This window comes from Ensifer sp. 38_S197, from assembly GCF_056924495.1.
In genome coordinates, this window is the sequence record NZ_JBXOVZ010000001.1 from 1,643,598 (window position 1) to 1,663,969 (window position 20,372).

19 protein-coding genes and 1 pseudogene are annotated in these 20,372 nt (G+C 59.5%); 10 read left to right on the forward strand and 10 right to left on the reverse strand.

Going from position 1 to position 20,372, the window contains the following annotated elements; genetic code table 11:
* Positions 1–189 precede the first annotated feature (189 nt).
* Positions 190–1,266, forward strand: a complete 1,077-nt coding sequence (locus AC1Z3V_RS07680; protein WP_483498173.1) for a sulfate/molybdate ABC transporter ATP-binding protein — start codon at positions 190–192, stop codon at positions 1,264–1,266.
* A gap of 199 nt (positions 1,267–1,465) precedes the next feature.
* Here the strand turns inward: AC1Z3V_RS07680 and AC1Z3V_RS07685 are convergent, their stop codons facing one another.
* The gene (locus AC1Z3V_RS07685) at positions 1,466–2,119 is read right to left on the reverse strand and encodes a TetR/AcrR family transcriptional regulator (protein ID WP_483498174.1); all 654 of its coding nucleotides are present in this window, start codon (positions 2,117–2,119) and stop codon (positions 1,466–1,468) included.
* Between the two features lie 297 nt (positions 2,120–2,416).
* On the opposite strand from AC1Z3V_RS07685, the gene AC1Z3V_RS07690 reads away from it, so the two are divergent.
* The 5 genes from AC1Z3V_RS07690 to AC1Z3V_RS07710 all read left to right on the forward strand — a co-directional run bounded on the left by AC1Z3V_RS07690 (position 2,417) and on the right by AC1Z3V_RS07710 (position 8,213).
* Positions 2,417–2,980: a TRAP transporter small permease gene (locus AC1Z3V_RS07690; RefSeq protein WP_483498175.1), complete on the forward strand. Its 564-nt coding sequence runs from the start codon at positions 2,417–2,419 to the stop codon at positions 2,978–2,980.
* Between the two features lie 10 nt (positions 2,981–2,990).
* Positions 2,991–4,271, forward strand: a complete 1,281-nt coding sequence (locus tag AC1Z3V_RS07695; RefSeq protein ID WP_483498176.1) for a TRAP transporter large permease — start codon at positions 2,991–2,993, stop codon at positions 4,269–4,271.
* 59 nt (positions 4,272–4,330) lie between these two features.
* Entirely contained in the window at positions 4,331–5,344 is a 1,014-nt protein-coding gene (locus AC1Z3V_RS07700; protein WP_483498177.1) for a TRAP transporter substrate-binding protein, read from the forward strand.
* Positions 5,345–5,434: 90 nt separating this feature from the next.
* Positions 5,435–6,295, forward strand: a complete 861-nt coding sequence (locus AC1Z3V_RS07705) for a shikimate dehydrogenase (RefSeq protein ID WP_483498178.1) — start codon at positions 5,435–5,437, stop codon at positions 6,293–6,295.
* 28 nt (positions 6,296–6,323) lie between these two features.
* A complete protein-coding gene (locus AC1Z3V_RS07710; protein ID WP_483498179.1) occupies positions 6,324–8,213 on the forward strand; it encodes a bifunctional sugar phosphate isomerase/epimerase/4-hydroxyphenylpyruvate dioxygenase family protein in 1,890 nt (629 codons plus the stop codon).
* A gap of 220 nt (positions 8,214–8,433) precedes the next feature.
* Here the strand turns inward: AC1Z3V_RS07710 and AC1Z3V_RS07715 are convergent, their stop codons facing one another.
* Entirely contained in the window at positions 8,434–8,760 is a 327-nt protein-coding gene (locus tag AC1Z3V_RS07715) for a hypothetical protein (RefSeq protein WP_483498180.1), read from the reverse strand.
* A 419-nt stretch (positions 8,761–9,179) separates the two neighbouring features.
* Between AC1Z3V_RS07715 and AC1Z3V_RS07720 the strand changes: the two genes are divergently transcribed.
* A complete protein-coding gene (locus AC1Z3V_RS07720) occupies positions 9,180–9,473 on the forward strand; it encodes a hypothetical protein (RefSeq protein ID WP_483498181.1) in 294 nt (97 codons plus the stop codon).
* 170 nt (positions 9,474–9,643) lie between these two features.
* Here AC1Z3V_RS07720 and AC1Z3V_RS07725 read toward each other — a convergent pair whose 3' ends face one another.
* Positions 9,644–10,141 (reverse strand): hypothetical protein, encoded by a 498-nt coding sequence (locus AC1Z3V_RS07725; RefSeq protein ID WP_429809245.1) that lies wholly within the window; start codon positions 10,139–10,141, stop codon positions 9,644–9,646.
* A gap of 739 nt (positions 10,142–10,880) precedes the next feature.
* Here AC1Z3V_RS07725 and AC1Z3V_RS07730 point away from each other — a divergent pair.
* From AC1Z3V_RS07730 to AC1Z3V_RS07740, 3 genes are read left to right on the forward strand one after another with little or no spacing between them, the layout of a single operon-like run.
* Complete coding sequence (locus AC1Z3V_RS07730) at positions 10,881–12,095, forward strand: GGDEF domain-containing protein (RefSeq protein ID WP_483498182.1); 1,215 nt, start codon at positions 10,881–10,883, stop codon at positions 12,093–12,095.
* 17 nt (positions 12,096–12,112) lie between these two features.
* Positions 12,113–12,283, forward strand: coding sequence for a hypothetical protein (locus tag AC1Z3V_RS07735; RefSeq protein WP_483498183.1), 171 nt, complete (start codon positions 12,113–12,115; stop codon positions 12,281–12,283).
* A 54-nt stretch (positions 12,284–12,337) separates the two neighbouring features.
* The gene (locus tag AC1Z3V_RS07740; RefSeq protein WP_483498184.1) at positions 12,338–12,577 is read left to right on the forward strand and encodes a tautomerase family protein; all 240 of its coding nucleotides are present in this window, start codon (positions 12,338–12,340) and stop codon (positions 12,575–12,577) included.
* Between the two features lie 396 nt (positions 12,578–12,973).
* On the opposite strand, the gene AC1Z3V_RS07745 is transcribed toward AC1Z3V_RS07740, so the two are convergent.
* The 7 genes and pseudogenes from AC1Z3V_RS07745 to AC1Z3V_RS07775 all read right to left on the reverse strand — a co-directional run bounded on the left by AC1Z3V_RS07745 (position 12,974) and on the right by AC1Z3V_RS07775 (position 20,347).
* Positions 12,974–13,720 carry an SDR family NAD(P)-dependent oxidoreductase gene (locus tag AC1Z3V_RS07745; protein ID WP_483498185.1) on the reverse strand — a complete coding sequence of 249 codons (747 nt, stop codon included), beginning with the start codon at positions 13,718–13,720 and terminating at the stop codon, positions 12,974–12,976.
* A gap of 30 nt (positions 13,721–13,750) precedes the next feature.
* Positions 13,751–14,839 carry a glycerol dehydrogenase gene (locus AC1Z3V_RS07750; RefSeq protein ID WP_483498186.1) on the reverse strand — a complete coding sequence of 363 codons (1,089 nt, stop codon included), beginning with the start codon at positions 14,837–14,839 and terminating at the stop codon, positions 13,751–13,753.
* Complete coding sequence (locus AC1Z3V_RS07755) at positions 14,830–15,603, reverse strand: SDR family NAD(P)-dependent oxidoreductase (protein ID WP_483498187.1); 774 nt, start codon at positions 15,601–15,603, stop codon at positions 14,830–14,832. Before AC1Z3V_RS07755 ends, AC1Z3V_RS07750 begins: the two co-directional genes overlap by 10 nt.
* Before the next feature lie 19 nt (positions 15,604–15,622).
* Entirely contained in the window at positions 15,623–16,291 is a 669-nt protein-coding gene (locus tag AC1Z3V_RS07760; protein ID WP_483498188.1) for an HAD family hydrolase, read from the reverse strand.
* Positions 16,288–17,791, reverse strand: a pseudogene (locus AC1Z3V_RS07765) (xylulokinase). Before AC1Z3V_RS07765 ends, AC1Z3V_RS07760 begins: the two are co-directional and overlap by 4 nt.
* A 60-nt stretch (positions 17,792–17,851) precedes the next feature.
* On the reverse strand, positions 17,852–18,835 hold the full coding sequence (locus AC1Z3V_RS07770) for an ABC transporter permease (protein ID WP_429809271.1): 984 nt from the start codon (positions 18,833–18,835) through the stop codon (positions 17,852–17,854).
* Positions 18,836–20,347 (reverse strand): sugar ABC transporter ATP-binding protein, encoded by a 1,512-nt coding sequence (locus AC1Z3V_RS07775; protein ID WP_483498189.1) that lies wholly within the window; start codon positions 20,345–20,347, stop codon positions 18,836–18,838. It lies immediately after the preceding gene.
* Positions 20,348–20,372 lie beyond the last annotated feature (25 nt).

The following is a 20,372-nucleotide window of genomic DNA, read 5'->3' on the forward strand; positions in this document are numbered from 1 at the left end:
GCTCGGCGGCCTGCCAAAATCAGGAAATGGCCTGGCTGCTGCAAGCCGCGCTGATGCTCAGCCGGTTCAGCGCTTCCTCTTCTGGCAGGCCCATCCGTGATCGTGACCGACTTTAGCAGCCTTACGAACAAAATCTCTTTTCGCGCGTTCAGATTCCACAAAACGTGAAGCTGATTTTTGGCGGCTTACATGGATGTTCGAATCGAAGGTCTGAGCAAAGAGTTTGACCGCATTGGCGTGCTCCATGACGTTTCTCTCGACATTCACTCTGGCGAATTGGTTGCTGTGCTCGGTCCCTCCGGCTCGGGAAAGACGACGTTACTCCGTCTGATCGCCGGCCTGGAGAACCCGACTGGCGGCAGGGTGTTCTTTGACGCCGAAGATGCTTCGCAAAAGACCGTGCAGGAAAGAAACATAGGTTTTGTCTTCCAGCATTACGCCCTCTTTCGGCACATGACGGTGCTGGACAATGTCGCCTTTGGGCTGAAGGTTCGTCCCTCAGACAAAAGGCCACCTCCAGAAGAGATCCGCGACCGGGCGCTTGACCTGCTCGAACTTGTGCAGCTTTCCGGTCTTGAAAAGCGCTACCCCGCTCAGCTTTCAGGTGGCCAGCGTCAACGCGTGGCACTTGCACGTGCGATGGCTGTCAAACCCACAATATTGTTGCTCGACGAACCTTTCGGTGCGCTTGATGCCCAGGTGCGCAAGGAATTGCGCCGACGGCTGCGGGAAATCCATGATCGCACCGGATACACAACAGTTTTTGTTACTCACGACCAAGAGGAGGCGCTTGAGCTAGCCGATCGGATTGTCGTGCTGAACAACGGCTCAATCGAGCAGTCGGGCACGCCGGACGAGATATATGATAACCCAGTGTCTCAGTTCGTTTACGGATTTATTGGCCAGTCGACCTGCTTAAACGTTAGTATTTCAGGCGGTGAGATCTGGCTCAACGGCCGATCTTCAGGGCTGCCGGCTATAAGCGAGTCCGATGGTGAAGCGGTCCTTTACTTCCGGCCCCACGACATAGAGCTCCTTGAGGATTCCGAAAACGGCCTCGAGGGCCATATCACTGGAAGTCGGCGCGTCGCTGGCACTCGGCACTTAGAGGTGGGGTTGGGAGAGTCGTATTCAGTGGTCGAGATTGAACTGCCGCCCGATCGTGCACTTTTTCCCCGCCGGACCCGCATCACTTTCAGGCCAACAAAATGGAGGTTGTTTCACAGCGAAAAGACGCAGCCGCGGCCCGACGGCTCGTCTCGTTGATGACGCCCATTGTTCTCCACCTTTAGGATAAACGGTTGGTTCTACCGCGCTCATTGAATTCCCTCAGTGCAGCAGACCTCCGTGCGACAGGTTCACTACATGCTCTCTACATTTGAACGCGAAGGTGTCGCTTGGCACTTAACGGTAAGATTCCGTTCCATCGGCTGAATATCGCACAAGTTACCGAGCACGACTGTTGTCAAATCGGTTCGTCTGTATTTTTCAGGTAACTGATAACGGCATCGGCGATCATGCTCCGATGCCTGCCGATCGTATCCGGCTCAGAGAGGTCGCGGCCGAAGATCGTTCCGAATGTATAGCGGTTCGAAACCCGGAAGAAGCAGAAGGCGCTGATCAACATGTGCACGTCGATCGGGTCGGCTTTCCGCTTAAACACCCCTTCGGCGATACCGCGCTCCAGAATGCCAGCGATAGTCTCGATGACTGAGACATTCAAATCTCGAATGGCTTCCGAACGCAGCATATGTGCTGCGTGGTGGATGTTTTCGATGCTAACCAACCGCACGAAATCGGGATTGGCCTCGTCATGGTCGAAGGTACTGGAAATCAGCGTGCGCAACGCGTCTTCCGGCGCAAGGCTCGCAAGCTTCAGATCCTCTTCAAGCGTGCGGATCTTGCGATAGGCGCGCTCCAGCACGGAGAGGTAAAGTCCTTCCTTGCTCCCGAAATAGTAATAAATCATGCGCTTGGAGGTTCGGGTCCGTTCTGCGATCGCATCGACGCGTCCGCCCGCTAGCCCATGCGTCGAGAACTCCTCCGTGGCGACGACAAGGATGTCTTCCTTCGTTCGTTCTGGATCGTTCTTTCGACTTGCCTCCGCCCGCCCTGCCATCCTCTCGTCGTCACTCCCGACACCGGCCGATATCTTTCACCAGCCGAAATTTTCCCAATGAAACCAAATTAAAATGGGCGGGCCACGGGCCCTCCTCATTTCGTCTCCCTTGGAAGTCATATTGAGGTTGGCGGGGCCTTTCAAGAGAGTCCACTTGACATACGTACTAGTTCGTACATTTTGTAGAAAGCGAAGACGACCGGAGGAGGCCGTATTCGCGCCGTGCCCCGGACTCCGCCCGATGAAGCCATAAGATGCTTGGGGTGCGACGACGGCACTCTGCTTTGGGAGGAGCGCATGACCCGCATCATCGATTTCTATTTCTTCGCGCTGAAGGTGGCGATTGCCCTGCTGCTCGCCGGCATGGTCGTGCTCGTCTTCGGCAATGTCGTCCTACGCTATGCCTTCAATCAGGGGATTACGGTTTCCGAGGAACTGTCGCGCATCTTCTTCGTCTGGCTTACCTTCCTCGGTGCAGTCGTCGCCATGCGCGAACACGGGCACCTCGGCGTTGACACACTCATCAAACGACTGCCGCCGACCGCAGCAAAAGCCGCGGTGCTTCTTGGCCATGTGTTGATGCTTTATGCGACCTGGCTGATGATTAGCGGCAGCTGGGCACAGACGCTGATCAATTTTCACGTCGGCGCGCCGGCGACCGGGCTTTCGATGGGCTTCTTCTACGGCGCCGGTCTCGCCTTCGGTGTCCCCGCATTCCTGATCCTGCTTGCGGACGCCTTCGCCATCGCCACAGGCCGTATCGATGTGACAACGGTCGAACTGGTGCGCGACAGCGAGGACGAGATGGCGCTCGACGATCTTCCCGAGCCGGTCCTCGGCTCCGTTTCCGCCAAGCGCTGAGGATGTTGCGATGACCGTTACGATCTTCCTCGGCGCACTTCTCGGACCCATGGCGCTCGGCGTGCCCATTGCCTTTGCCCTCATTATCAGCGGTGTCGCGCTGATGCTCTACCTAGGTCTCTTTGACGCACAAATCGTGGCACAGAACGTCTTGAACGGTGCCGACAGCTTTCCGCTCATGGCCGTGCCCTTCTTCCTGCTCGCCGGCGAGGTTATGAACACTGGAGGGCTTTCCCGCCGCATCGTCGCGCTGGCAATGGCGATGGTCGGCCATATTCGCGGCGGCCTCGGTTTCGTCGCGATCTTCGCCGCCTGCATTCTTTCCAGTCTCTCGGGCTCGGCCGTTGCGGATGCGGCTGCGCTTGGAGCGCTGCTTCTGCCGATGATGTTGAAAAGCGGTCATGACGCGGCGCGCGCTGGCGGGCTGCTTGCCTCCGCCTCGGTGATCGGACCGATCATCCCGCCGTCGATCGGCTTCATCCTCTATGGCGTCGTCGGCGGCGTCTCGATTACCAAACTCTTTCTCGCCGGCATTTTCCCGGGGCTGATGATTGCCGCGGCCCTTTGCGTCACCTGGCTGATCGTTGCCCGCAAGGAGCAGTTCGAGTTGCCGCCAAGGCAGAGCGGGGCAGTGCGTCTCAAGGCGCTCGTTGACAGCATCTGGGCACTCATGCTGCCCGTAATCATCATCGTTGGCCTGAAGTTCGGGGTCTTTACGCCAACCGAAGCCGGTGTTGTTGCTGCCGTCTACTCGCTCTTCGTCGCCATGGTTGTCTATCGCGAACTGCCGCCGGCTCAGCTCTTTCATGTCTTTGTGTCGGCTGCAAAGATCACCTCCGTTGTCATGTTCCTGGTCGCCTGTGCAGCGGTCTCCGCCTGGCTGATCACCGTTGCCGACGTCCCCGGCGCGCTCGCCGCCCTTGTCGAACCGCTGATGGATAACCAGACCGCTCTGCTCATTGCGATCATGGTGCTGATCGTCGTCGTCGGCACGGCCATGGACATGACGCCGACCATCCTGGTCATGACGCCTGTGCTGATGCCCATCATCAAGCAGGCAGGCATCGACCCGGTCTATTTCGGCGTGCTGTTCATCATCAACAATTCGATCGGCCTCATCACCCCGCCGGTCGGCACGGTTCTGAACGTTATCTGCGGCGTCTCGAAACTGTCTATGGAAGACCTGATGAAGGGTGTGTTGCCCTTCCTGGTCGCCGAATTGATCGTCCTGTTCCTGCTCGTCCTGTTCCCCGCCTTGGTGACCGTCCCGGTTACCTGGTTCGGGCACTGACGGAAATTTCACGCTTCAACACGGCCGGTGGAAATGCCGGCCAAATCTGGGAGGAGAACATGTTGAAACTGACGAAAATGGCCTTGGGGCTTGCCTTGCCGCTCGTTTTGCTGGCGGCAGGGCCGACGCTTGCGGAAATACGCGACCAGTCCATCAAGTTCGCTTCGGCCAACAACAAGGGTCACCCGCAGGTGATGGGCATGGAGAAGTTTGCCGAAATCGTGAAGGACAAGAGCGGCGGTAAGATCGAGGTAAAGCTCTTCCCGGGCGGCACGCTCGGCGGTGACGTGCAGACCGTGTCGGCGCTGCAGGGCGGCGTCATCGAAATGACGGTGCTGAACGCCGGCATTCTTGCCAATAACGTCAAGCAGTTTGGCGCCGTCGACCTTCCCTTCCTCTTCGACAGCGGTGCGGAAGCGGACAAGGTGATGGACGGTGCCTTCGGCGACAGTCTTCTCAAGCTTCTGCCCGATACCGGCCTTGTCGGTCTTGGCTACTGGGAGCTCGGCTTCCGCAACCTCACGAACAATCGCCATCCGGTGACGAAGCTCGAAGACATCAAGGGTCTGAAGATCCGCACGATCCAGTCCCCGATCCCGATCGAGCTCTTCAACACGCTCGGCGCCAACGCAGTGCCGCTGCCCTATACCGAACTCTATACCGCGCTCGAGACTGGGACAGTCGATGGGCAGGAAAACCCGGCCGCAAACATCCTGAACGCCAAGTTCTACGAAGTGCAGAAATATATGACGCTGACCCGTCACCAGTACAATCCGCAGATCGTGCTCGTCAGCAAGAAGTTCTGGGATGGGCTGAACGACGAGGAGAAGGCGGTCCTGCAGGCGGCTGCAACCGAAGCGCGCGACTATCAGCGCAAGGTGTCGCGCGAAGCGGACGCCGCAGCCCTTGAGGAAATCCGCAAGACCGGAATGGAAATCAGCGAACTCAGCCCGGAGGAGACGCAGAAGCTGCGTGATGCCGTCAAGCCGGTGATCGAGAAGTTCAGCGCCGAGATTGGCACGGAGACGGTGCAGGCGCTGTTCAAGGAGATTGGTGCCGCACGGGGCCAGTAACAGCGCGAAGACTTCGGCCCGCCCGCAAGTCACGGCGGGCCGGAGGCTGGCTGCCCGTTGCTGCGGGCCTAGAAGATGGAAACGCAAACCATGACCGAAACGCTTGTAAGTCCCTTGAAGGCCGGTCTGATCGGCGCGGGCATTCAAGCGTCGCTGACCCCGGCGATGCACATGACCGAAGGTGCGGCTCAAGGGCTTCGCTATGCGTACGAACTGATCGACCTTCGCGAAATCGACGAGACAGAAAACGATCTGCCGCGCCTGCTTGCCGAGGCTGAACGGCTGGGGTTTGTAGGCCTCAACATCACCCATCCGTGCAAGCAGGCAGTCATTGCCCATCTCGATGAGCTTGCACCTGACGCGCAGCGGCTCGGCGCCGTCAATACCGTCGTGCTCAAGGGAGGGCGGCGCTACGGCCACAACACCGATTGGTGGGGGTTTGCCGAAGGTTTCAGGCGCGGGCTACCAGATGCTGACCTTTCCTTTGCCGTGCAGCTCGGGGCAGGCGGCGCCGGCGTCGCGACCGCTTACGCGGCGCTTTCGCTCGGCCTGAAGCGCCTGGCTGTTTTCGACCGCGAGCCGGCACGGGCGCAGTCGCTTGCCAAGATGCTGACCGCCCTGTTCCCCGAGGCGGATATCGCAGCCGGCACGGACCTCCCGGCAGCAATGCGATCAGCGTCGGGGTTGATCCACGCCACGCCGACGGGCATGGCGAATTATCCGGGGCTGCCGCTCGACAGCGAGCTTCTCGATCCGCGCCATTGGGTCGCCGAGATCGTCTACTTCCCGCTCGAAACGGCGCTGCTCGTGGAAGCCAGACGACGCGGCTGCCGCACGCTCGATGGCGGCGGAATGGCCGTCTTCCAGGCGGTCGGTGCCTTTCGCCTGTTTACAGGGCACGAGCCGGACGCGGCGCGGATGCTCAACCATTTCAAGGCGATGACCGGCTGACGCCGAGAACTCCAGCGAGGAACGAACGATGAAGACTTCGATAGCAACGGTTTCGCTCAGCGGCGATCTCAAGGACAAGCTGCGTGCCATCGCCAAGGCGGGCTTTGCCGGTGTCGAAATCTTCGAGAACGATTTCCTCGCCTTCGACGAGAGTCCACGCGAAGTTGGGCGGATGGTGCGCGACTTCGGCCTCGAGATCAGTCTGTTCCAACCGTTCCGTGATTTCGAGGGCATGCCGGAGCCGCTTCGGACACGGACTTTCGACCGCGCCGAGCGCAAGTTCGATCTGATGCAGGAGCTTGGTACCGACCTCGTCCTCGTCTGCTCCAATGTGTCGCCGGCGGCACTGGGTGGACTTGACCGGGCGGCCGCTGACTTTCGCGAGCTCGGGGAACGCGCCGCGAAGCGGGACCTGCGCGTTGGCTACGAGGCGCTCGCTTGGGGTCGCCACATCAGCGATCATCGCGACGCCTGGGAGATTGTCCGGCGCGCCGATCATCCAAACATTGGCCTGATCCTCGATAGCTTCCATACGTTGTCGCGCAAGATCGAAGTCAACTCGATCCGCTCGATTCCGAAGGAGAAGATTTTCATCGTCCAGCTCGCCGACGCTCCATTGATCGACATGGACCTTCTTTATTGGAGCCGGCATTTCCGCAACATGCCGGGCGAGGGCGACTTGCCGGTGACCGACTTTACCCGCGCGGTGGCGGCAACCGGCTATGACGGTTATCTGTCGCTCGAAATCTTCAATGACCAATTTCGGGGCGGCAACGCCAATGCGATTGCCGTCGACGGATATCGCTCGCTGATCTATCTCGGGGACCAGGTCAGGCGCGCCGAAGCGGATATCGCGTTGCCGGTTCCAAAGATGCCCCCCCGCGTCGATGTGAAGGGGGTAGCCTTCGTGGAGTTCAGTGCCTCCGAGGAAGAAGCAGGCGAGCTCGAAGCCCTGCTCGTTTCCACCGGCTTCAGGAAGGCGGCACAGCACCGGACGAAACAGGTGGTGGTCTATCGCCAGGGAGCAATCAATCTGGTTGTCAATACCGAGCGGGAAGGCTTTGCCAGCGCCTCCTATCTGGTACACGGCGCGTCGGCCTACGCCTTCGGCCTCATGGTGGACGATGCGGTCGCGACCGTGGAACGGGCGCGGGCGCTTGGCGCCGAACCGTTCGAGCAGCCGGTCGGCCCAAGTGAACTCCTGGTCCCGGCGATCCACGGTGTTGGCGGGGGGCTTATCTATTTCCTGGACGAAAAATCCGAGCTTTCCAGGATCTGGGAGATCGAATTCGATCCGGTACGAGACGCAGACTCGGTCATCCCGGCCGGATTGTCCACCATCGATCACATCGCTCAGACGGTCAAATACGAGGAGATGCTGACCTGGCTGCTCTTCTACACATCGCTACTGGATGCGCATAAAACATCCATGGTCGACATCATCGACCCGGCCGGCATTGTTCGCAGTCAGGTCGTGGAAAACGACGCGGGCACGTTGCGCCTGACGCTGAATGGCGCGGAGAACCGCAATACGCTGGCGGGCCGCTTCATTGCCGAAACCTTCGGCTCCGGCGTCCAGCACCTGGCCTTTACCACCGAAGATATCTTCGCGACGGCGCAGGCGTTGCGGAAAAATGGCTTCAACGCATTGCCGATCTCGCCGAACTACTACGACGATGTCGAGGCCAGGTTCGGTCTCGATGCGGAACTTATCGAGCGGCTGAAGTCCGAGAACATTCTCTATGATCGCGATGACGGTGGCGAGTATTTCCAGCTCTACAGCCCGACCTTTGGCGAAGGTTTCTTTTTCGAGATTGTCGAAAGGCGCGGCTATCGCGGCTACGGAGCCGCCAACGCCATCTTTCGCATTGCCGCGCTGAGAAAGCTCCTGAGACCCGAGGGATTGCCGAAAAGCTAGTCGCCAAGTGGTAGGCTCTGGACCGCGATTGCCGCAGTTGTAACGGTGGTCGGGCCGCTCAGGCGACATTGTCCGCCGCCGAGAATGGTGTCATGCCTGGTGCGACCTTCCGCTGTGGAGACGCTGCACTGGCTATGCTTGAAGCTGCTCGCGCCGCGGAGCGTGGCGAAAACTCAGATCGAGGACAAGGATTTGCGACTTCGCCGTCGCTGCCTCTTTTTCACTGGAATGGCGGCGTCAAAATCGCGCGTGGTTGATGCGTGTGCTGTGTTTTTTCAGAGCGCTCTGAACCGAAGGAGGATACCTCCATGGCCGGTAGACAGGCGAACTGGTTGTTGAGAGGCGGAACGACGGTGCGTAGCTCGGGGCACGACGACGAGCCGGCTGATCTGGTCGCCCTGGGGCCGAGCGCCGCCCCGGCCTCGATCTGGCCCATCGGAACAGCCTCGATGCCGCCGCTCAGCACCTCGGCGATCTGCGCGTCGTGATAGAGACCGAGCGCGATAGCCACCCTCCAGTGGGTTCGACTCCCACGCTCTTCCGCCATTGCGGAATCTTCCCGTTGGTGGGACGTCATCCGATGACGACAAACCGCAACCCGCTGGGATCGACAGCGACTGCAGTCCTAGCCCAATTTGATTATTGAGCAGGTCGGAACAAGCAACGTTATCCAGAGTTGGCGCTGGCGAGGAGAAGACCATGGGCCAATCAAGCGCTGCGAAGCGGCCTTGCGGATGCTGATGTGCTGGTCGCAGTATCCCTTAGACGCACGCTCAGCGGAGTCGAACCCCATTGAAGATGACACAGCAGTCGAACATTGGTCGCGCGGGCCGATCCTGGCAGCCCATAAGCGGCTGTAAGCAGAAGCGCTTTCGGCTCGGGTCGAAAGGCGGCGGCACCCACTGCCCGTCTGATCGAGTTGTACCAAAACGCAGCCGATAGGTGCTCCTTTGCGGGAGGCGTCAAATGCATTATCTCATCGAAAAGACGGGGTGCGACTTAAGCCCGTCAGATATCGACCTGCTGCAACGGGTTTTCGAAAAGACCTGTTTTCTAGCACAGCTATCGAAGCACTCTGCTGGCGGCGACCAGGTCGCCAGGTTCCTTGTCGATGAGTTCCGTCTCGGTCATACGGACGAAGCTTGTCTTCTGGAATGCGCCCTCTGGTTTGCCAAACGGCGTCCGCCAAAATCAGACCACCTGGAACGTGGGCCGGATTGGATCGCCAGAACACGGCATGGGCGTCTGGACGGCGGATAGCTAGCAGCCGTCGAAATCGGCATGGTCACGGACAGGAGCGCTTCATCGATGGGGTGGGTGCCCTCCGGTATCCGCTGCGCGTCGCGGCGTCCGGCCCAACGATGAGTTGGCGCCGCGGGTCGGCATAGAGGCCGGTTTCGGCGGGCAGAGGGCGAGAGGTGCGGGGAGGTCTATTCGGCTTTGTCTCTGACTTCTGAGACGTATGCCTCGTAGCCAAACATAGGATCTTTGCTTAAGTCCTTGCCATCGAACCGCGTTATGAAGTCCTCAAGATCGGCCTGGCGCGAGAAGCCCATCGCTAGGGCTGACATGCTCTCGACGTCGCCGTCTTCATCCTCGTATGCCGCGCTCATTTCAAGGGCACCCAACCGCTCAAAGTTCGCTTGCATGTGGAACGAGAGCCAGACCAGATATTCCAGTGGGTAACCGGGGTTTCCTGCGTATGTGGCGGTGAATGGGTAAGCCGAACGGAACCGATCGATGAGAGCTTCTCCATCGGTGGCAAACACGATGAGATCGCCGTCCTCATCAAGGTCGTGGAGTTCGATCGTCAAATCATGCTTGCGTAGCGCCACGTAGCCGCCAAGTCGGTCCCACGGCAAGGACGTCAGGATGATGTCGCGCCATCGTTTGACGGCGTCATCTAGGTCGATGCGGTTCAAAAACATGAAAAATCCCCCAATCACCATACAAACTCAGGGTTTCGCGCAGTTTCTGAGACGTCGAGAGCGCCTGCTTGAAAGCATCCAATGGGGTGGACCTCATCCTATAGACTTTCACCGATCGTCTTTAAGTTCGTCGCAATCGAGAGCTTCAGCCTTGCGCAATGCACGTTACAGTCAGTAGATATTAGTAGGGTCTAAATTGGAAGTCCCGATTGCAGTCATTGAAGTTTTGACAAGAAAGCACGACAGATGGCGCAAGGGAGATGCCATCCGTTTGGCTGGCCAGACGCTGGAAAAGCGTATTTTCCCGCGCTGCGCTTTCTCCAGATGAGCCGAAACAGGTGGAGGTTATGAACGTCCGCATGCTGCTGAATGGCCTTGACGAGGCAGAAAGAACGGGTTGGCGATAGCGTGTGAGAGCAGCCCGATATTGCCGGTCCGGACTGTGGAAGCGCCCAGGCGATATTGTTCGACCGATAGCCGATCTCTTCTGCAATCGAGAGGATTTTCTCGACCGTTCTCGGATTGAGCAGGTCCGGGCGACTGAAGGCGGGCGATACAGTCGAGCGGGAGGGCTGGGCCGGCTTCAGCCAGCCAGCCATTGGCTTAAATTTAGCGATTTTCTTGAACTTGATCTAAGTGGAGCGTGCTACTGCGAGGCTCCCCCCACGGATCGTGGTGGGTATGCGGTCGCCATGAGAGGCGTGCAGCGCGAATTGAATACACGTTTCATGGAACTCGGATGAGCCTGGATTTCCAAACGCTTTACCTCATCATCCTGTTGAATTCGGTCGTGCTCTGCATCGTGTGGTCGGGTTTCGTCGGGGTGCATCGTAATATCGATGGTGCCGGATACTGGCTCGCTGCGTGCCTATTGACGACACTAGGCGGCGTTCTCTTCGCACTCGGGACAACGTACGGACACGTGTGCATCGTTGCTGCTAACGCTTGCACGGTCCTGGGCTTCTGTTTGGGATGGACCGGTATCAGACGGTTTCAAGGAGAGCCTGCCGCGTGGCGCGCCGTCGCACTTATTGTTTTTGCGGGTGCATGTGTCTTGGCATTGACCGGCGACAGCCGCCCCGTCATCAATGTCGCTATTGCTGTGTTCCAACTCATCCCGATGGCTTTGGCGATCGTCTCACTGAAGGCATATCAACGTCCGAGTCTCGGAGCGATCGCCGCAACATTCGGCTTTGTTGTCGCCTTCGCCGGACAAGGTACCGAAGTGCTGCTGAACGTTATGCGGTTGGCCGGAAGTTTGTCGACGGAGCGCTATTATGACCTAGCCGCCTTCCTGCTTGTTGCGGCTATCTTCGGCGCAACCGTTTGGAACCTTGGCTTTGTACTGATGGCTGTAGATCGCCTGGCATCCGATCTCACCAGAATCGCCTCCTTCGACGAGCTTACCGGGCTGCCTAATCGTCGCAACTTCATGGAAACCTCGCGCACGATGAAGTCAGACGCGGAGCGCCGCCGTGCTAGCTTCGGCGTCATGATCATCGACGTCGATCGGTTCAAGACCATCAACGACACATATGGACATGCGGCAGGCGACGCCTGCTTGCAGCATTTCTCCACGGTTGCCAAACGGATAGTGGGGCTGTCAGGACAGTTCCTCGGACGTCTGGCGGGTGACGAATTTGGGATTGCTCTTGTTGTCAGCGAACCGGCCGTCGCACGGGCACTCGCCGATCAACTTGCAAGAGCTGTCGTTGCGAGTCGGTTCGATTGGCAAGATGAGATCATTCCGCTGTCGATCAGTGTCGGTGTCTCGCTCCGGCCAGCCGGCGATGTCGCCTCTCTCGAAGATATCATCGAAGAGGCAGACATGGCCCTCTACGAGACCAAGCGGCATGGTCGCAATGGCTTTACCATTGCCTCCGGGCGTCACGGCCGGAATGGGGCCGCACCTTCGGCGGCGTCGCTTCTGCCAATCGCCGCCAATGAGCCCTGAAGGGTGGCAAGGCAGGGATGAACGACGAGAAGACCGACACCAAGGCGGACAGCGTCTGCGTCGAACTTTGGTGCCGCAAGCTTTGGCTGGGGGTGATCATGCTCGCCGCTTCTAAGCATTTTGACCGCCATAACGGGCTATCGCGCGGCGAGCAGGTGAGATATCGATTCGGGACGCGATCCGCGTAACACTTGGCGTGCTTTTCCCCATCAGTGCACGCGCTACCAACAAATGGAATGGAAATGCCGCACATAGCCGTAAAGATGTTCCCTGGCCGCACCGAGGAACAGAAGCAGGAATTCGCCGCGAAAGTAGTCGAAGCCGCGAAAACCATCTTAGGTTCAAGCGATGCTTCCCTTTCCGTTTCCATCTCCGAAGTGGAACCGGCGGAGTGGGATTCAAAAGTTTACGATCCTGAAATCGCGGCCAACGAGAGCATGCTCTATAAGCGGCCGGGTTACGGCGCTCTCTCACAGTCGTAGGGGTTGGATCGTGCAGGAGTTCTGAAGTGTAGAGGCGGCCAACTCCGTTCAGCGCGTTTTTGAATGGAGACGTACAAAGCCCCGTTCGCTGAGTTCGGCAACGTTCGAGCCGGGCCCCGGACGGAGTGTGGGCCAGCCTCTGGTTTCGCTTGATTCCCTCAGACTTCTCTTCTGCCCCGGTCGATCAGAACGATGCGCGCCGTTCTTACACAGCCCTGACCAGGCGTTCATCTGGATTAGAGACGCCGCGCGTGTGAAGGGCACACCGGTGCCCGGACACCGCGGCTAAGAACCAACTGATGGGCGGTGATCAGCGCGTGCGGTATGCCGCGTCGTGCACGAGGAGTGGTTGCTCTATCTCACTGGGAGAGACTTGAACCATCGTCGAGACGCGTGTCAGCCAATGTGATACCCCCCGTCGACCGGCAGCGTAACGCCTGTAACGAAAGCCGCGGCTGGTGAGGCGAGGAACAGCACGGGGCCAACAAGATCGTCTGTCGTGCCCCAGCGCTTCAAGGCGGACCGTTCACTGATCTTGCTCTCGCTTTCGGCGACCGACCAGAGTGGCTTGGTCATCTCCGTGCGGTGGTATCCCGGTGCAACCGCATTTACCCGCACGCCATCGCGGCCGTATTTATGCGAAAGCGCGCGGGTCAATCCGACGATGCCGGTCTTGCTTGCGGTGTAGGCAGGAACTGTCTCGTCGGCGAGATAGCTCAGCATCGAAGCGACGTTGACGACGCTGCCCCTGTTCGCCTTCAGCAAGGGATAGGCGGCCCGGGTCAGGCGCATGGCACTCGATAGATTGACGTCGATCACATCGAGAAAGGTCTCTTCCTCCCACTCGGCATCCGGGCGAGCTACACCCTGGCAATTGACCAGAACATCGAGCGTGCTCTGTGATCCGAAGAAAGCCTCGACGGCCATCACATCGCGGACGTCGAGGCGCTCAAACGACAGCTTCGTGGTAGCTACCTGCTGTGCGGCTACCAATCTCTCCTGGGAGCTGCCTGTCGCAATGACCGATGCGCCGGCGTCCGCAAAGCCCTTCGCCAATGCCAGGCCGATGCCGCTGGTGCCACCTGACACCACGACGGATTTTCCGGCAAAAACGCCCGGAGCATACACTTCGACAATATGCATCTTTGTTCCTTCCTCGGGATGATCAACTACCTAGATCAGTGCCGCCAAAGCACGAACGACCATCTTTTCATCGATCGCAATCGGTTCGTTGTGGATGATTTCGCCGGCGCGGCAGGCGCGCCGGGCCACGATCTCCAGCTTCTCCTTCGTCGCTTCCGTGATACCGATATCGGCCAGACGCGTCGGCAAACGTACGGATTTGCAGAATCTTCGGATCTTCTCGAACTCCTCATCGCGGCCATGAAGTTTCAGGCCGGCGAGAACGCCGATTGCGACCTTTTCTCCGTGCAAGTGATGATGGACATCGTCGAGTTCGCACAGGCCGTGATGGATCGCGTGGGCGGCGGCGACGCCGCCAGATTCAAAGCCTATGCCGGACAGAAGAATATTCGCTTCAATCACACGCTCGAATGCCTCGCCCGGCTTACGGGCGTCGCACTCATCAAGCGCGGCAACGCCGTTTTCGAAGATCGTGTCCCTGCAGAAGCGTGCGACCTCGTAGGCAAGGCTGACACCCGGCATTGCCATGCAGTTAGACGCGCCGCTTTGGCGGCACGAGTCCGCCTCGTAGAAGGTTGCAAGCGCATCGCCGATACCGGCGGCGAGAAACCGAGCGGGCGCGGCGGCGATTAGCGCCGTATCGACGAGAACGAGATTCGGATTGCTTGGCAGGAAGAGATCGTAGGCAACGGTGCCATCATCGTTATAGACCACGGCGAGTGCGCTGCAGGGCGCATCGGATGCGGCGATCGTCGGCACAACAATTATCGGCAGGCTGAGCGAATGGGCCGCCGCCTTGGCCGTATCGAGCGCCTTGCCACCGCCGGCTCCGACAATGACCTCTGCGCCAAACGCCCGCGCCGATTCCACAAGTGCTGCGATTGACTTCTCCGAGCATTCGCCCGCATGACGGACGATTTCGGGCTCTGCAGATCCGGCGAATGCCGCATCGACCTGTTCTCGCAGTAGGTCGAAGACACCATTGTCGAGCAGAACTGTGGCACGTCGACCGTACTGCCCGGCTTCATTACCAAGTCTGGCGATCGCCCCTTGGCCCTGGATGTAGCGACCTGGAAACCGGGCGCCGCGCACTGGCGGTTGTGGGGTGCTTACCAGCATACGTAGCCCCCATCGGCAAGAACGATTGATCCGGTCATGAGGCTCGACGCTTCACTCGCCAGGAAGAGAATGACCGATGCGACCTCATCCGTGCGCCCGAGACGGTTCATCGGCGTGCCGCCAACCCAGTGGCGATACATTTCTGCATCCTGGTAGACATAGGCGTTCATCTCCGTTTCGATATAAGTCGGGGCGACTGCGTTGACACGAATGCCGCGCGCGCCCCATTCGGCCGCGAGCGAGCGTGTCAGATGGTGGACCGCAGCCTTGGAGGCATTGTAGTTGGCCTGCTCTTGCGGCCGGTTGACGATGAAACCGGACATGGAACCGACATTGACGATGCTGCCTTGGCCCCGTTCCAACATCGATTTGCCGAAGGCGCGGCAGCACCAGAAGACACCGTTGAGATTGACGTCGATGACCCTGTTCCAGACCTCATCCGACATCGTCTCGGCGGGGTGGTTGCTGATTGCAATGCCGGCGTTATTGACGAGAACATCGATGCGCCCGTGGCGCGACAGGATTGCGTCGTGGGCGGCCTGCACGCCTGCCGGGTCGGTCACGTCGAGATGCTCGCTGTCGACGGAGTAGCCTTTGGCCCGCAAGCCGCTGGTTGCGGCCTCTAGGAGTTGCGGGTTCATGTCGGTCAGCACGACTGTCGCTCCGGCTTCCGCCAGGGCTTCGGCGGCTGACAGACCAATACCGCGGGCAGCACCGGTGACGACCGCGACCTTGTCGGTCAGTTTGAATTTTTCGAGATACATCAGCTAATCCTTGGCATGTTCATGCTGTTGCTGCGGCCTCTCCCATGAGGCAGCGACTAAGAACGGGAAGGAGATCGTCCGGCGACGCGAGGATCGTACCGAGCGGAAAGGCAATGTCGGTGCGGTGCGGCTCCGGCCAACCAATCACGGTCATCCCGGCTGCAAGACCGGCTGCGGCGCCGGGTATGCTATCTTCAACGACGATACAGTCGGCTGGCGCGACATTGAGTAGATAGGCCGCTCTGAGATAGGGCTCGGGATGCGGTTTGCCCTGTCGGACGTCGTTACGCGTGACGCTGATCAGGTCGGGCCGCAGAAGCCCGGTTGCGCGAAGATTGGCATCGGCGATCATCCGGTCGGAGTTCGAGACAATGGCCATGGGTTGCCCGGAGCGTGCCATGACATCGAGCACCAACGCCGCGCCGTCCCTGAGCTTCAGCCGATGCGCCTCCCGCAGGTAGGCCGCGTTTTTCGCAGCGACGAAATCCGGCAGCGTCATCGCCAGCCCGGTGGCTGCGACAAGAGCCGCATGGCACTCAGCCGCACTCTTGCCGGTGATCGCTTCACCAAAACCGGTTGGAAAACTGTGACCCTTGGCTGTCACAGCTTCCAGCATAGACGCAAAATGCAGAGGCTCGCTGTCGACCAGCGTTCCGTCCATATCAAACAGAACTGGTCGCTTTCTCATGATGCAAGCCTGTCAAGGTCGTCGTAGAGGGCCTGGCTGTGTGCGTAGAGCTTGTCGAAGAACGACTGCATGGGGCGGTAAATCTCTGCCCAGGCCGGGTCTGGTGCAATCTCTTCGGTATAACGTACCAGAGCGCTCGCCGCGTCTTCCAGCGTCCTGTACTGACCCATGGCGGTCGCGGTCATTGCCGCACAGCCGACGATGCCACATTCAGGTTCGGATGGGACGACGATGGGGATGTCGTAGACGCTCGCTTTTATCTTCATCCAGAGTTTTGTCTTGGCGCCGCCACCGGAGGCGACAACCCGTTCGATCCGGTGACCGGAGATTTTCTCGAAGGATGCCGATGTGTCGTTTGACGCCGAAGGCGACGCCTTCAAGCACTGCGCGGTGCAAGTGGGCAAGGCCGTGCGATGCAGCCAGCCCGAAGAATTGCGCGCGCGCATTGCGGTGCTCGCCAAAGCGTTCGCCTGCGAGATAGGGCATGAAGAACAGCCGATCGGACCCGGCAGGCGCTTCGGACGCCTTTTCGACGATATCGCTGTAGCTGATCTGTTTTTCATGAAAGGCGCGTCGAGCCCAGCGCATCGCATCGCCGCCGGATTCAAGGAGCATGAAGGCCCCCCAATTACCCTCGACCGTGCCGACATTGGAAATCTCGGGATCGAGCAACGGTTTGGGTGCGATCGCCGTAATGATCGCCGAAGTGCCCATGACCTCCGATCCAAGGCCGGGGCGGCAGACGCCGGAACCATAAAGGGCGGCGGGATAGTCACCTGCGCCAACGAGGACGGGGGTGCCTTCGCGCAAACCCGTCTCCCGAGCTGCCTGCCTCGTGATACGGCCAAGAATTTCGACTGGGTTACGCAAGGGCGCGAGCTTGGACGCATCAAGCCCGAGCATGTCGACCATGGCCTGCGACCAGGTATCGGTGCGCGGGTTCATCAGCATGCTCGCGCCACCGTCGGTGCGGTCCATGGCGAATTCGCCGGTCAGCTTGAGATTGATATAGTCCTTGGGCATGAGGACGGCTTGGGCGCGACCGTAAGCGTCCCTATCATTATCGCGCAGCCATTGCAGCTTGAAGCCCGGCCACGCCGGCGTCGGTGGATTTGCACTTTCGGCAAGATAGCTCTCGGGCCGGTGCTTCTTTTCGAAGGTGCGAACATAGTCGACGGTTCGCTTGTCGTTCCACAGGGGCACCGTATCGCGCGTCAATGCACCTCGGTCATCGACCAGAACGGTGCCATGCATTTGTCCGCAGCCGGCAACGGCAGCGATGTGCGAGCGCGCCTCCGGGCGACGGTTCAGAACCTCACGGATCGTTGCGACGATACCCTCCCACCAATCTGCAGGACGTTGTTCCGACCAGCCGAAGGACGGCACGATCTGCTCGTGCTCGCGCGTCGCCATTTCCAGGATCCGACCTTGAGCATCGACGAGGGCGGCACGAACGCTGCCCGTCCCGATATCAAATGCCAGGGTGATCTCCTCCGTCATATTCGAACCTTCTGAACTTGATGTTGTTCTGGCCTTCGTCGATTGCTGCGCGCGGTTCCTTTATCGACGGATCCAGTTGGACGCATATTGCAACAGCATCGCGCCGATGATGATGCAGCCCATGAACACCTGCTGGTGATAGCCGGGCACACGGGCAAGATTCATCATGTTGGCGATGATGCCAAGGACGACGACACCGATGAAAGTGTTGAACGCTCCACCGCGTCCGCCCATAAGGCTGGCGCCACCGATGACGACGGCCGCGATCGCGTCGAGCTCGGCGCCGACACCGATGGTCGCTGATCCGACGCCGGTGCGGCTCGAGGAGATAATGCCGGCGGCGGCGGCAAGAACCCCGGAAATCACGTAGACGGACATCGTGTACCAGGCGACACGGATACCGGAGAGACGCACGGCTTCCACGTTCGAGCCGATCGCTTTTACCAACCTGCCGAACCGAGTGAACATCAACACGGTGCCAGCAAGCAGGAAAACGGCGGCCATGAGCAGCACGGAATAGGGAATGCCGGCAAAGGAGCCCGCGCCAAAAGCGGTTATGATACCGCCACGCTCGCCCATAACGATCGGCTGACCAGCGGAAATGATAAGCGAAAGACCCCGCGCGACGGTCATCATTGCGAGCGTTGTGACAAAGGGCGGCAGTTTAAGGAACGAGACGAGACCGCCCGACACCAGGCCACAGACGCCGCCCGCGATCAGCGTGGCAACGATTGCCGTGCCGGGTGCAAAGGTCTGGATGAGGATGGCCGACAACACGCTGCCGAGTGCCGCGATCGAGCCTACCGACAAATCGATGCCGCGTGTCAGGATGACGAACAGCATGCCTATAGCCATCAGGCTGCTGCCGGATATCTGCCGCAGGACGTTGAGGATGTTGCGCTCGGTCAGGAATACATTCGACATCGAGGTCGCGACGATGAGCAGCGCAATCAGGATGACCACAGTTCCGTAGCGCTGCAGCAATGCGCTGATATTGAAGGAGCGGGGAGAGGTTTCGGTCAATTCGGTCACGGTGCTATCCAATCAATGCTTGGAGACGAGTTCAGGCCTGGAAGGCGTCGCCACCATCGCCAGCTTGAGAAGCTTCTCTTCGGTGTAGTCGGCAGGATCGAGCGTGCCCGTCACTTCACCTTCGCGCATGACAAGAATGCGATCGCAAAGGCCGAACAGCTCAAGATGCTCGGAAGAAATGACGAGGACGGCCCGCCCTTCGGCGGCGAGAGACTTGATCAACGAGTAGATTTCGGTTTTCGCGCCGACATCGACACCGCGCGTCGGCTCGTCGAAGATCAGCACCTCACCATCGGCGTGAAACCATTTGGCAAGCACGACCTTTTGCTGGTTGCCGCCTGAAAGGCTGGAGGCCGGATCGTGAATGCTGCCTGCCTTCAGCCGCAGGCGCTTGGCCAGCGCATCGACCGTTGATCTTTCCTTGGCCCGGCGAATGAAGCCGAAAGAGTTGGTAAGGGGGCGGAGCTTAGCCATGGTCGCATTGACGCGAATCGGGAAGTCAAGGACGAGTCCCTGTTCCTTACGGCTCTCGGGCACCAGCCCGATGCCGGCTTTGACGCCGTCCCGTGGCGATCTCGGCGTCACCTCGACACCGTTGACGAGGACCTTTCCCGAGCGTGCGTGTTCTGCGCCGAAGATCAGCCGGACAAGTTCGGTGCGACCCGCACCGACAAGGCCGCCCAGGCCGACAATCTCGCCAGCGCGAACGTTAAGTGAAACGCCCTTGACCCGCGCCCCGTCGGATAGATCCTCGACGCGCAAGACTTCCTTGCCCAAGGTCCGCGCTACGTCTTCGCCAAAGAGCGCTTTCAGCGATCGACCGACCATCATTCGAATGACATCCTCGATTTCCACATCCTTGCGCTCAACCGTCGCGACGGAGGCACCGTCCTTCATCACCGTAATGCGATCGGCAATTCGGAAGACCTCGTCCAGCCTGTGGGAGATGTAGATCACGCCGACCCCGCGCGCGCGCAGCGTTCGGATGATGCCCAATAGTCTCTCGGCGTCCTGAACGGACAGAACAGCTGTCGGTTCGTCGAAGACCATGATGCGGGCATTGCGCGACAGCGCCTTGGCAATCTCGACCACTTGTTGGTGCGCGACCGACAGATCCGATACGACAGCTCCCGGGTGAATGGAAAAACCGAGGCTAGCAATCAGTTCCGCCGCTTTGCGGTTGAGTTCGCGCCACGAGATGATCGAAGGTATCTCGGAGAGGTAGATGTTCTCCGCGACGGTAAGATCCTCCGCCAATGCCATCTCCTGATGAATGATGGCGATACCTTTCGAGAGGGCGTCAGATGGTGTTCGGAATTTTTGCTCTTCGCCGGCGACGGTGACGGAGCCGGTTTCGGGAACATACTCGCCGCCAAGTACGCGCATCAGCGTTGACTTGCCTGCACCGTTTTCGCCGAGGAGGGCATGGACTTCACCGGCGCTGAGCGCGAAGTCCACCCCTTGAAGAGCGTGAACGCCTCCAAAGGACTTTCGGATGCCGGTCAGTTCTACGAGGTGATCCATGGGGTTGCTTTTCATGCTGTTTGGC

What these genes read in the sequence shown, in the direction of transcription:
- AC1Z3V_RS07695 (WP_483498176.1), top strand. Translation starts at nt 2,991, where the DNA reads ATGACCGTTACGATCTTCCTCGGCGCACTTCTCGGACCCATGGCGCTC.
- AC1Z3V_RS07775 (WP_483498189.1), bottom strand. Translation starts at nt 20,347, where the DNA reads ATGGATCACCTCGTAGAACTGACCGGCATCCGAAAGTCCTTTGGAGGC.
- AC1Z3V_RS07730 (WP_483498182.1), top strand. Translation starts at nt 10,881, where the DNA reads ATGAGCCTGGATTTCCAAACGCTTTACCTCATCATCCTGTTGAATTCG.
- AC1Z3V_RS07755 (WP_483498187.1), bottom strand. Translation starts at nt 15,603, where the DNA reads ATGTATCTCGAAAAATTCAAACTGACCGACAAGGTCGCGGTCGTCACC.
- AC1Z3V_RS07760 (WP_483498188.1), bottom strand. Translation starts at nt 16,291, where the DNA reads ATGAGAAAGCGACCAGTTCTGTTTGATATGGACGGAACGCTGGTCGAC.
- AC1Z3V_RS07685 (WP_483498174.1), bottom strand. Translation starts at nt 2,119, where the DNA reads ATGGCAGGGCGGGCGGAGGCAAGTCGAAAGAACGATCCAGAACGAACG.
- AC1Z3V_RS07705 (WP_483498178.1), top strand. Translation starts at nt 5,435, where the DNA reads ATGACCGAAACGCTTGTAAGTCCCTTGAAGGCCGGTCTGATCGGCGCG.
- AC1Z3V_RS07740 (WP_483498184.1), top strand. Translation starts at nt 12,338, where the DNA reads ATGCCGCACATAGCCGTAAAGATGTTCCCTGGCCGCACCGAGGAACAG.
- AC1Z3V_RS07710 (WP_483498179.1), top strand. Translation starts at nt 6,324, where the DNA reads ATGAAGACTTCGATAGCAACGGTTTCGCTCAGCGGCGATCTCAAGGAC.
- AC1Z3V_RS07750 (WP_483498186.1), bottom strand. Translation starts at nt 14,839, where the DNA reads ATGCTGGTAAGCACCCCACAACCGCCAGTGCGCGGCGCCCGGTTTCCA.
- AC1Z3V_RS07700 (WP_483498177.1), top strand. Translation starts at nt 4,331, where the DNA reads ATGTTGAAACTGACGAAAATGGCCTTGGGGCTTGCCTTGCCGCTCGTT.
- AC1Z3V_RS07735 (WP_483498183.1), top strand. Translation starts at nt 12,113, where the DNA reads ATGAACGACGAGAAGACCGACACCAAGGCGGACAGCGTCTGCGTCGAA.
- AC1Z3V_RS07690 (WP_483498175.1), top strand. Translation starts at nt 2,417, where the DNA reads ATGACCCGCATCATCGATTTCTATTTCTTCGCGCTGAAGGTGGCGATT.
- AC1Z3V_RS07715 (WP_483498180.1), bottom strand. Translation starts at nt 8,760, where the DNA reads ATGGCGGAAGAGCGTGGGAGTCGAACCCACTGGAGGGTGGCTATCGCG.
- AC1Z3V_RS07720 (WP_483498181.1), top strand. Translation starts at nt 9,180, where the DNA reads ATGCATTATCTCATCGAAAAGACGGGGTGCGACTTAAGCCCGTCAGAT.
- AC1Z3V_RS07745 (WP_483498185.1), bottom strand. Translation starts at nt 13,720, where the DNA reads ATGCATATTGTCGAAGTGTATGCTCCGGGCGTTTTTGCCGGAAAATCC.
- AC1Z3V_RS07725 (WP_429809245.1), bottom strand. Translation starts at nt 10,141, where the DNA reads ATGTTTTTGAACCGCATCGACCTAGATGACGCCGTCAAACGATGGCGC.
- AC1Z3V_RS07680 (WP_483498173.1), top strand. Translation starts at nt 190, where the DNA reads ATGGATGTTCGAATCGAAGGTCTGAGCAAAGAGTTTGACCGCATTGGC.